General features: G+C 46.8%; 10 protein-coding genes and 1 rRNA gene. 9 read left to right on the plus strand and 2 right to left on the minus strand.

Features of this window, described 5'->3' with window-relative positions; translation table 11 throughout:
- Positions 1-391 precede the first annotated feature (391 nt).
- The gene (locus BLR82_RS15420) at positions 392-1,684 is read right to left on the minus strand and encodes a glutamate-1-semialdehyde 2,1-aminomutase (RefSeq protein WP_074600361.1); all 1,293 of its coding nucleotides are present in this window, start codon (positions 1,682-1,684) and stop codon (positions 392-394) included.
- A 196-nt stretch (positions 1,685-1,880) separates the two neighbouring features.
- On the opposite strand from BLR82_RS15420, the gene BLR82_RS15425 reads away from it, so the two are divergent.
- The 7 genes from BLR82_RS15425 to perR all read left to right on the plus strand — a co-directional run bounded on the left by BLR82_RS15425 (position 1,881) and on the right by perR (position 7,076).
- Positions 1,881-2,333, plus strand: coding sequence for a potassium channel family protein (locus tag BLR82_RS15425; protein ID WP_074600362.1), 453 nt, complete (start codon positions 1,881-1,883; stop codon positions 2,331-2,333).
- A gap of 84 nt (positions 2,334-2,417) precedes the next feature.
- On the plus strand, positions 2,418-2,837 hold the full coding sequence (locus BLR82_RS15430) for a potassium channel family protein (RefSeq protein ID WP_074600363.1): 420 nt from the start codon (positions 2,418-2,420) through the stop codon (positions 2,835-2,837).
- 103 nt (positions 2,838-2,940) lie between these two features.
- Positions 2,941-3,411, plus strand: coding sequence for a thioredoxin-dependent thiol peroxidase (bcp, locus tag BLR82_RS15435; protein ID WP_074600364.1), 471 nt, complete (start codon positions 2,941-2,943; stop codon positions 3,409-3,411).
- 176 nt (positions 3,412-3,587) lie between these two features.
- Complete coding sequence (locus tag BLR82_RS15440) at positions 3,588-4,697, plus strand: aminopeptidase (protein WP_074600365.1); 1,110 nt, start codon at positions 3,588-3,590, stop codon at positions 4,695-4,697.
- Positions 4,698-4,923: 226 nt separating this feature from the next.
- Positions 4,924-5,880, plus strand: coding sequence for a D-2-hydroxyacid dehydrogenase (locus BLR82_RS15445; protein ID WP_074600366.1), 957 nt, complete (start codon positions 4,924-4,926; stop codon positions 5,878-5,880).
- Position 5,881: 1 nt separating this feature from the next.
- Positions 5,882-6,439, plus strand: coding sequence for a cob(I)yrinic acid a,c-diamide adenosyltransferase (locus BLR82_RS15450; protein WP_074600367.1), 558 nt, complete (start codon positions 5,882-5,884; stop codon positions 6,437-6,439).
- A gap of 193 nt (positions 6,440-6,632) precedes the next feature.
- Positions 6,633-7,076, plus strand: a complete 444-nt coding sequence (gene perR / locus BLR82_RS15455; protein WP_074600368.1) for a peroxide-responsive transcriptional repressor PerR — start codon at positions 6,633-6,635, stop codon at positions 7,074-7,076.
- A gap of 92 nt (positions 7,077-7,168) precedes the next feature.
- On the opposite strand, the gene BLR82_RS15460 is transcribed toward perR, so the two are convergent.
- Positions 7,169-7,561 carry a YgzB family protein gene (locus tag BLR82_RS15460; protein ID WP_074600369.1) on the minus strand — a complete coding sequence of 131 codons (393 nt, stop codon included), beginning with the start codon at positions 7,559-7,561 and terminating at the stop codon, positions 7,169-7,171.
- 126 nt (positions 7,562-7,687) lie between these two features.
- On the opposite strand from BLR82_RS15460, the gene BLR82_RS15465 reads away from it, so the two are divergent.
- Positions 7,688-8,560: a nucleotidyltransferase-like protein gene (locus tag BLR82_RS15465; protein ID WP_074600370.1), complete on the plus strand. Its 873-nt coding sequence runs from the start codon at positions 7,688-7,690 to the stop codon at positions 8,558-8,560.
- Between the two features lie 346 nt (positions 8,561-8,906).
- Positions 8,907-9,165, plus strand: a 16S ribosomal RNA gene (locus tag BLR82_RS15470); the annotation flags it as partial.

A 9,165-nucleotide genomic window follows, 5' to 3' on the forward strand; every position in this document is an offset into this window, starting at 1 on the left:
TATTATTTTATCACAAGCAGGCAGCTAATTCAATTGAATATTCAAAATATTGCATAAAAATAAATTGTGTCTACTATTGGCACAATTTATTAGGACTGAGGGAAAGAATGGAAAAACTCATGCGGATTTAATTTTTTCTGTTTCCAATCATAGTCAGCGCAAAAACTTCGGCAGAACACAATGCTTTTCTTTGCGAGCTTTAGCCTCTTCTAAACGCAAATCCATTTTTCAGTGGGGCTTGAGACGGACGCTTAATTGGAGTTTCCGTGTTCTGTCTTCGCTGGCTATGTGCTGAAAATCGGACATGTACAGGTTCCGCCATTTATTATACTAAGAGTGGTAAATATAAAAAAGCTCCCGGTCACCCGGAAGCTTTTCATAAAGCAGCTTATCACTCACTCATTTTAGCGAAGGCATGTTTCACTGCATCGAGTGTTTGATCAATATCTTTTTCGGTATGCTCGGTGGTCAGGAACCAGGCTTCATACTTGGATGGCGCTAAGTTGATCCCTTGCTCCAACATCAGCTTGAAGAATCTGGCAAACTTGTCGCCATCGGTGTTTTCCGCATCCACATAGTTTTCTACCTGCTTATCGGTAAAGAAGACGGTCAAGGCGCCGATCAACCGGTTGATGGTTATTTGAATGTTGTATTGACGGGCATGTTCGAGAATTCCTTGCTCCAGTTTTTCACCCAGCTTGTCCATTTTCTCATAGACACCAGGTTGGCTCAGCACTTCCAGGCAAGCGATACCCGCGGACATAGATGCAGGGTTTCCGGCCATCGTTCCGGCCTGGTAAGCGGGCCCGAGCGGTGCAACCTGTTCCATGATGTCCTTGCGTCCGCCATACGCCCCAATCGGCAGTCCGCCGCCGATGATTTTGCCCATCGCCGTCATGTCCGGCTCCACATACAACAGCTGTTGAGCACTCCCGTAGGTGAAACGGAACGCAGTGATGACTTCATCGTAAATCACAAGTGCGCCTGCATTATGGGTGACTTCGTTGACCTCTTCCAGGAACCCTGGTTTTGGCTCGACAATGCCGAAATTGCCGACAATCGGCTCGACCAGGACAGCCGCGACCTCGTCGCCCCAGTGGCGAATCGCTTCTTTATAAGCCTCAATGTCATTGAACGGTACCGTAATCACATCCTGGGCAATCGCCTTTGGCACTCCGGCAGAATCAGGAGTTCCAAGCGTGGATGGTCCGGAACCTGCTTGGACAAGCACCGGATCCGAATGCCCATGGTAGCTGCCGGCAAACTTTACGATTTTGTTCCGGTTCGTATAGGCGCGGGCGACCCGGATCGTTGTCATGACCGCTTCCGTGCCCGAATTGACGAAGCGTACCTTTTCCAAAGAAGGAATCGCTTCTTTAAGCATTTTAGCGAATTTGTTTTCCAACGCTGTCGGTGTCCCGTATAACACACCGTTTTGAGCTGCATGGGTGATCGCTTCGGTGATATGCGGGTGGGCATGTCCGGTGATGATCGGACCATATGCTGCCAGATAATCGATGTACTTATTGCCATCGACATCCCAGAAATAAGCACCCTGTCCGCGTTCCATATAGACCGGTGTACCGCCTCCTACTCCTTTATAGGCGCGGGAAGGGGAATTGACCCCGCCGACGATATGGTCCTGTGCCTCTGTATGTAATTGTTTCGACTTTTCGATATTCATTACGAAACCTCCATATGTAAATAGAATCATGTCCATTATAGCAACAAACGAAAACAACCCCCAAATTGGAAAGTCTCTCATGCGGAGAGGAGGAAGGCGGCTTGTCATAAATAACTGGCAAGAAGAATAAACAAGTAAGACAGAAGCTGTACGGGCGGAACCACTCATAGTCTGTGAAAAGACAGGAGGCCGAATCATGACCTGGATTATCGCCGCATTGATCGTCTGGCTGCTTGCAGGCAGTCTTTATTCCTTCATATTCCATAAATCCTATCAACGCAGCTACTTTTCATTGGAAATTTTCTATACACTGATCGTGCTGTACTTGGCCGTCATGCTCGGCTTTGCCTTATTGTATTTTATTTTATCGTTCAACGGTGTCGTCCTGATCGAAGGCGATTCCCTGTCCAAGGTTGCTCCATTGGAGGCTTTAGCGCATGCCCTCTATTTCAGCGGTGTTACGTTGATGACCGTCGGCTACGGCGATATCATCCCGATCGGAATAGGCCGGGTGCTCGCGTTAACCGAAGCATTGATCGGGTATGTTTTGCCCGCTGCTTTTTTTCTGAAGGTCTGGCAGACATCTCTGGAGGATAAGGAACAGCAGGAAAAGGCAGATTTCTATCAAAAACACCCCCCTTTTTTGTAGTGGATAACTGGTTTAACCTGTCAGGCATAACTACCTGCCCATCCGGGTATAGAACCCCTATGGATCAATGAAGGGGTTGTTGCTATGTTGTCCAAAGTATTGCTGGCCATCATCGTCTTATTTTTGGCAGTCAATCTGTATTACTTTTTTACAAACAAATCATTTAAAAAGAGTTATTTTAACCGGGCGATGTTTTATAAACTGTTTTTTGTCCTTACCGGAATGACTTTCGGCTTTGCCTTTTTGTTTTATGTCCTATCCTTGAACGGTCCAGTGCTCGTTTATTCTGATCCGAACGGGAGCAAGCCGGTCGAGCATTCGTTCCAAACATATCTTTATTTCAGCGGGGAGACCATCCTTTCCGTCGGATATGGTGATATCGTGCCGCTTGGCATTGGCCGAATCGTTTCCCTGGTTGAAGCCGGTATAGGAGTGTTGCTGCCGACAGCTTACTTTATGAGGGCGTTCGGCAGCAATAAACAGGAAGACGATAATGACGATTAGTTGTATCTTACCCGAAGGTGAGCTATCCTGTAGGTAAGCAAGGGGAGTTGGAGAGCTGCGCGCTCCCCGTTCCCGATTACCTAGGAAAAGGGGAGATACATACATGACCACAGAAATTGGCAAACTGGCGCCGGGTTTTGCCTTGAAAGCAAATACGGGTGAAACCGTCAAGCTGTCGGATTTTGAAGGAAAAAATGTCGTGCTTTACTTTTATCCGAAGGACAATACACCAGGCTGCACGACAGAAGCATGTGACTTCCGCGACAATCATCAAAGCTTTGCCGACCTTGATGCCGTCATTCTCGGTGTAAGTCCGGATTCCGAAGCAAGTCATCAGAAGTTCCAGGAAAAATACGACCTTCCGTTCCAGCTGCTGGTCGACGAGGACCATAAAGTTGCCGAATCATACGGCGTTTGGAAGCTGAAAAAGAATTTCGGCAAAGAGTATATGGGTATTGAACGGTCGACCTTCATCATTGATAAGCAGGGCAACCTGCAAAAAGAATTCCGCAAAGTCAAAGTGCAGGGACATGTGGAAGAAGCGTTGGAGTATATCAAAGAAAATTTAAGCTGATTGTTGGAGCACTCGTCTGCGGACGGGTGCTTTTTTATATAATTTACTGCACGCTTTCAATCCGACTTGCGACGGAAAATGCGTCCGACCGTTGGCGGTTTTTCGAATCAAATACAGGAATTCAGCCCTCGGCAGCGAATAATGCATAGACAGCTAAACAGAAGGGAAGCGAGAACATGAAAGATTCCAGACTAACTGAACTTGCAGAAGTATTGCTAAAGCACTCCTTGACGATTCAACCAGGAGAGAAAGTGTTGATTACCGGAAATACGAACGCAAAGCCATTGATCAAGGAATTGGTGAAAAAAGCATACCAACTACAGGCACTTCCATATCCGGAATTGGTCGATGATGAAATCCGGCGTTTACAAATAGAAGAAGTAAAAGAGGAGCAATTGGCCTTGCAAAATAAATGGGATTTGGAGCGCTTTAAGGATATCGATGCCTTTGTCCAAATTGTCGGGGAAGAAAATGACGCGGAGTTTAGTACGGTGCCGTCCGAAAAGTGGGAATTAGCCGGGCGCGTGTTGAAGCCTGCCAACGACTACCTGGTCGACAACAAAAAATGGGTGCTATTAAACTATCCGACACCCGGGGCAGCACAGAAAGCCGGCAAGACATTTGATGATTTCTTTGATTATTTGTTGGATGTTTGTACGGTCGACTACAAACAGATGGAAGAGGCACAGCGCCCGTTGAAACAGCTCATGGACCAAACGGATAAAGTACGGATCACCGCTGAAGGCACCGATTTGACCTTTTCTATCAAGGATATCCCATCGGTCATGTGCTTCGGGGAACGAAACATACCGGACGGAGAAGTGTACACTGCGCCAGTAAAGGACAGCGTCAACGGGACGATCACGTATAACACACCATGTCCCTACCGAGGCGTCACTTTTCATGATGTGTCACTGACATTTAAAGATGGCAAAATCATTGAAGCGACTGCCGATAAAACGGAGGAATTGAACAAAATCCTCGATACGGATGAAGGAGCACGCTTCATCGGCGAATTCGCCCTTGGATTGAATCCGAAAATCACCGAACCGATGGGCGATATTCTATTTGATGAAAAAATTGCCGGCAGTCTGCACTTCACCCCGGGCGAGGCGTATGATGAGGCACCAAACGGCAATGAATCCTCAGTCCACTGGGACATGGTGCTGATCCAGCGGCCGGAATATGGTGGAGGGGAGATCTACTTTGACGATGTGTTGATCCGGAAGGACGGAGAGTTTGTCATCGATGCATTGAAAGGGCTGAATCCCGAGAATTTATCCTGATTTCCGCAGTTTTTTTCAAAAAGTAGGCAAAGCCTCTATACAAGGGGAGGGGCGGCGGCATATCGTGTAATATATTCTGAAACCTCCCCTATAATATAGATATTCTTAAAAGCGCAGGTAATCGCCTTGCGCTGATTTTTTTGCCATCGGCTGGCTGCTTTTCCCTTTCTTCCCGGATGCAGAAAGGTTTATCATAGAGATAAAACTGCTGCCAGGAGGGGACGCAATGAATATCGTATCATCCGCAGAAATCCCAAAAAACATGCAAGATCACTTTACTGCTACTTATCCATCTCATCAATTCCGATTTTGCAGCGGGATGAAGAAAGCAAAGCCGTACGTCCAATCGGCCGATATCCTGCTTACCTATGGGGAAGATTTGAATGATGAATTGATCGAACAGGCTGACGAATTGAAATGGATCATGGTGCTGTCAGCAGGTATCGATGAGATGCCTTTCGAAGCGATCAAGAAAAAGGGGATTATCGTCACCAATTCCAGGGGAATTCACAAAATACCGATGGCTGAATATGCGATCGGCATGCTGCTGCAGGTATGCCGTAACGCAGAGCTGTTCATCGATAGCCAGCGTAACCATCAATGGGCGCGTGGCGAACGGGCCGGCCTTCAGGAAATCTCCAATAAAACAATGGTTATCGTCGGTGCTGGTGCGATTGGACAGGAACTGGCCCGGCTCGCCAAGGCATTCCGCATGAAAACAATCGGAGTATCGCACAGCGGAACTGAAAAAAGCTACTTTGACGAGATGTACACGCAAAAGGATCTGGCAACCGTCCTCCCTAACGCCGATTTTGTCGTATCGATTCTGCCTAGCACCAAGGAAACAAGAGGCTTTTTCCGCAATGAGCATTTCGAAAAAATGTCGGCAACTGCGATCTTCCTGAACATGGGACGTGGCGATGCCGTTACCAGTGAGACAATCCTTGATGCGCTTGACCGCGGCGAGATCGCACATGCCATTCTCGATGTATTCGAGCAGGAGCCGCTTCCGGCTGACCATCCGTTGTGGGATCATGAAAAAGTGACGATGACACCCCATGTCTCCGGTGCTTCTCCCGAATATTTGCCAAGGGCAATGGATATATTTGAAGAGAACCTGGAAAAATACGTGAGCGGTGACCAGCAACTCGTCAACACCATTCAATTGGACAGGGGGTATTGAGATGCGGATTTACACGCGTTCAGGGGATAAAGGAAAAACGTCGTTGATTTACGGGAAACGGGTACCAAAAAATGATATTCGTGTGGAGGCCTATGGCACATGTGATGAAGCTAATTCAATGATCGGTCTTGCGGCGAGCCATCTTGCCGAGGATAATTGGTCCGGAAAAGATGACTTTCTCGGAGTCCTCCATCGTATCCAGACGATTTTGTTCCACGTCGGCGCGGAACTAGCGACACCAGAAGGTAAAGAAGTGACCTGGAAGTTGAAGGAAAGCCATATCGATGAATTGGAAAAACAAATCGATGAATGGGACCAGCACTTGGAACCGTTGAAGAACTTCATCCTTCCATCGGGAAGGCCAGGAGCTGCCGCTCTGCACACCGCAAGGACAGTGGTGAGACGGGCGGAAAGGCTGGCAGTCGCCCTGGAGGACGAGCTGGAAAGACCGCTTGTCCTGTCATACCTGAATCGGCTATCCGATTTTTTGTTCGTGGCTGCTCGTTATGCCAACCAGCAGTCAGGGGGAGAAGAGCTGCCGTTGCAGGCGGACGTGTAGTATAATTTTGCTTGCTGCCTAATATACTTTTATTGACAGAACGTTTCTTATCCGGTTACACTAATTATAAGAATTATAAACTAATAATATTAATAGAATGAACCGACCATACAACCAAGCAATACATCTACCAGGAATGATTGACTTTACGGAAACCACCATAAAAGAATTTAGCTTAGTGAAAGTGAGGTGCATGACGGTGTCTGAAGCACAACTTCAAGAAGCTGTCGGCCGGCTGAAAAATTCAGGCGTAAGAATCACACCACAGCGTCATGCGGTATTAGAATATTTATTGAATGCAGAGATCCACCCGACCGCTGATGACATATACAAGGCACTGGAAGGGAAATTCCCGAACATGAGTGTCGCGACTGTTTACAACAACCTTCGGGTATTCCGCGAAATCGGACTGGTTAGGGAATTAACCTACGGAGATTCCTCCAGCAGGTTCGACTGCAATACATCCGATCATTACCATGTTATCTGTGATTCCTGCGGTAAAATCGTCGACTTCCATTATCCACGTCTTGACGAGGTAGAGTCGTTGGCGCAGAAAGTGACAGGATTTGACGTAAGCCACCATCGGATGGAACTCTACGGAACATGCGAAAATTGCAAAAAAGCCACCCAGCACTAATACTGCAATGCCCTTACCATGCCGGTAGGGGTTTTCCTATGAAAGCTGAAAAAAGAGGCTGCCTCGTCGGACAGCCTCTTTTTTATTTGTGATCAGTTGGAGTCGTTTGTTTGATTCTGGTTCTTTATCTGCTTGCGATACTCTTTAGAATTGTATTTTTCGTCGAATTCTTTGCCTTCGAGATTCTTATCGATGGTCAACGGCTGTTTGCAATGCATGCAGGCGTCGACGCGTCCAAGTATTTTAGTCGGCTTATTGCAGGTAGGACAGATAATCTGGCGTGCTCGCGTGGACAGCATGCCGATCCAGAAGTAGACGACAGTACTGAATACGATACATAATAAACCGAGTATGAAAAAGATCGCCATCAGCCATTCGATTTTTTTCGTCAAAATGCCGAGGTACATGACCCCGAATCCGATAAAAACCAGACTTAAGGCAAACGTACGGATTTTATTGATTTTGCTGCTATAGTTTAAAGCCAACGCTTTCCCTCCTTAACTCTACAAAGGGTAGTATAGCATAAAATTCCATTGAAAACTTGTCTCCCGAAAAAGGATTTTTCGCGTATTTATCGAATAAGTTTCTATTCTCATTAATGGAGGAATATCATGAAGGACATTTTACGGCCTATATATCAGGAACGAGCAAGCCAAGCGAACACATTGGGTGTTTTGATCATAGAAAAGAATAAACCGGTCAGCCCGGTAACCGATAATTTCGATGTCATATTGCTGGTGATTGCCAGCGAAGCGGACCAGCCATGGTATGTGAAACATTATGAATTTGATGATAAAAAAGCGGCGATGCATATCGTAGACGAGCAGCTGCTTACCTATTGGATCGACACAAGCACCTATAGGCGTGCAGTCGAATGGGTGATCAATGGAAGAATCGTTTTCGACCGCAACGAGTATGTCGCCAGGTTAAAGGAAGAGTTAAGCAGTTTCCCGCAGGAAAAACGCGAACTGAAGATGGCGATGGAATTCGCCAAGCTGACGCGCAGCTACAGTGAATCGAAGGATCTTTTCCAAACAGATCAGTACTTGGACGCCTATAGCAGGGTGATTCGGTCGCTGCATTATTTAGCGCGCCTGGCGATCATCGAAAAAGGCTATCATCCGGAAGTGGTGGTTTGGAACCAAGTGAAGCGGATCGACATAGAAGTATATAAGTTATATGAAGAATTAATCAATAGTAATGAAGAAATTAGAAAGCGGGTGGAGCTGATGCTGTTGGCGCTGGAATTCGCAATCAGCACGAGGGCGAAGAAGTGTGCAGCCCATCTGTTGGAAATCATGAACAGTAAACAGGATGCCTGGACTTTCGGCGAATTGAAAATCCATCCGGAAATCGAACCGTATGCACTCGATTTAAGTTCCATGCTGGAATACTTAACGGAGAAAGGTATAATTGAACCAGTGAGGGAAGAAACTAAAGGGAAAATGATTTATCATAGGAAGTATAAAGCAATGCCGGTATAAAGATATTTTGCTTCCGGTTAGGGTTATCTCGAGACGAAAGAAGATGTTACCGGGCGTGTAGAGCGGCGTGACGGGTTTCTAGAAAAAGATGAATATTTTTTAGAGAAAATGTATTGACGCTCTCTCGCCTGCATGGTATATTATTAATCGTCGCTTCGACAGCGGCGCAAAACAAAATAACAAGCCGAAAAAAGATATTGACTTCTTCAAAACGGCGTGTTATAGTAATTAAGTCGCTGTTTTCGACAGCAACAGAGCAACTTGATCTTTGAAAACTGAACAAAACAACCAGTATGTCAAGCAAGATATACAAGCTAGTTTTTTGAACGAGCAAGCAAGCTCAACTTTTATGGAGAGTTTGATCTTGGCTCAGGACGAACGCTGGCGGCGTGCCTAATACATGCAAGTCGAGCGCGGGAAGCAGGCGGATCCCTTCGGGGTGAAGCCTGTGGAACGAGCGGCGGACGGGTGAGTAACACGTGGGCAACCTGCCTGTAAGATCGGGATAACTCCGGGAAACCGGGGCTAATACCGGGTAATACCTTCCTCCGCATGGAGGAAGGTTGAAAGGCGGCCTTTTGGCTGTCACTTACAGATGGGCCCGC

This window comes from Sediminibacillus halophilus (genome assembly GCF_900103695.1).
Lineage (GTDB): Bacteria > Bacillota > Bacilli > Bacillales > Amphibacillaceae > Sediminibacillus > Sediminibacillus halophilus.

Excerpts from the sequence above, each read along its gene's own strand:
- BLR82_RS15420 (WP_074600361.1), bottom strand. The coding sequence starts at position 1,684 with ATGAATATCGAAAAGTCGAAACAATTACATACAGAGGCACAGGACCAT.
- BLR82_RS15425 (WP_074600362.1), top strand. The coding sequence starts at position 1,881 with ATGACCTGGATTATCGCCGCATTGATCGTCTGGCTGCTTGCAGGCAGT.
- BLR82_RS15430 (WP_074600363.1), top strand. The coding sequence starts at position 2,418 with ATGTTGTCCAAAGTATTGCTGGCCATCATCGTCTTATTTTTGGCAGTC.
- bcp (WP_074600364.1), top strand. The coding sequence starts at position 2,941 with ATGACCACAGAAATTGGCAAACTGGCGCCGGGTTTTGCCTTGAAAGCA.
- BLR82_RS15440 (WP_074600365.1), top strand. The coding sequence starts at position 3,588 with ATGAAAGATTCCAGACTAACTGAACTTGCAGAAGTATTGCTAAAGCAC.
- BLR82_RS15445 (WP_074600366.1), top strand. The coding sequence starts at position 4,924 with ATGAATATCGTATCATCCGCAGAAATCCCAAAAAACATGCAAGATCAC.
- BLR82_RS15450 (WP_074600367.1), top strand. The coding sequence starts at position 5,882 with ATGCGGATTTACACGCGTTCAGGGGATAAAGGAAAAACGTCGTTGATT.
- perR (WP_074600368.1), top strand. The coding sequence starts at position 6,633 with ATGACGGTGTCTGAAGCACAACTTCAAGAAGCTGTCGGCCGGCTGAAA.
- BLR82_RS15465 (WP_074600370.1), top strand. The coding sequence starts at position 7,688 with ATGAAGGACATTTTACGGCCTATATATCAGGAACGAGCAAGCCAAGCG.